The organism is Methylobacterium sp. WL103 (genome assembly GCF_008039885.1).
GTDB classification, from domain to species: Bacteria; Pseudomonadota; Alphaproteobacteria; order Rhizobiales; family Beijerinckiaceae; genus Methylobacterium; species Methylobacterium cerastii.
In genome coordinates, this window is record NZ_VRUX01000959.1 from 1 (window position 1) to 1,090 (window position 1,090).

The window sequence follows — 1,090 nt, forward strand, 5'->3', positions numbered from 1 at the left end:
GCCGGGGCGCCGAGCGCCGGGAGCGCGGCGGCGACGAGCGACAGGGCCGCCAGGGCGGCGATCGGTGCCGGAATCGGCGGAATGATTGGGAAGCGGGGCATGGCGTCTCCTCGTATCCGGCTCGCAAGGGTTTCGGCGCATCACGCATGACGGGCCGGCGCGATGCAAAGCGGAGTCCGCTCACGCCTCGAGCGGGATCTCGATGCGGAAGCGGGCGCCCTGCCCGCGCGGGGTCGCGACCCGGGCGTCGAGCTGGCGGGCGAGGTTCGTGATCACCCGCATGCCGAGGCTGCGCGAGGCCCGGCCGATGTCGAAATCCGCCGGCAGGCCGACGCCGTCGTCCGACACGTCGAGGACGAGCATCCCGCCGGCGCAGGCGGCGCCGACGCGCACCTCGCCGGTCCGGTCCGGGTAGGCGTACTTGATGGCGTTGGTGACGAGCTCGTTGACCATCAGTCCCATCGGGATCGCCCGGTCGGCCGAGACCCGCAGCGGTTCTGCCGCGCACAGGATGCGGTGGCTCGGCGCGCTGCCCTGGAGGTTGGCCGCCAGCGTCTCGAGGAACTGCCCGAGGTCGATCTCGCCCGGCGTGGTGTCGCCCTGGCGCCAGAGCTGGTCGTGGACCCCGGCGATGGCCTCCACCCGGGTGCGGGCGTCGATCAGCGCGTCGCGCACCGGGCCCGCGTCGGCGTTGCGCGCCTGGAGCGCGAGCAGGCTCGCGACGATGGCCAGGCTGTTCTTCACCCGGTGGCTCATCTCGCGCACGAGCAGGTCCTGCCGCGTCAGAGCCTGCCGGAGCAGCCCTTCCGTGCGCTGCCGCTCGATCGCGCCGCCGAGCAGGTTGGCGAACCCCTGCATGAAGGCGATGTCGGCCTCCGTGAACATGCCCTCGCGGGTGTCGTCCACCTCGAGCACTCCGAAGGCGCCCTCGCGGTTCTCGATCAGCACGTTGATCGCCCGGCGGATGCCGTGCTCGGCCATGATCTGCGGCGTGCGGAAGCGGGCCTCGTTCTCGAGGTGGTTGGAGATCACCGGCCGGCCGGTCTTGAGGGCGAAGCCCGCGGGCGAGGCGAGGTCGGCGCCGACGCGG

Annotated in this window: 1 protein-coding gene; it reads right to left on the minus strand. The window is 72.8% G+C overall.

All coding sequences use genetic code 11. The features are described 5' to 3' along the window. Nucleotides 1-180: 180 nt before the first annotated feature. On the minus strand, nucleotides 181-1,090 hold a 910-nt coding region (locus FV222_RS27025; RefSeq protein WP_147816207.1), incomplete at its 5' end, for a histidine kinase dimerization/phosphoacceptor domain -containing protein.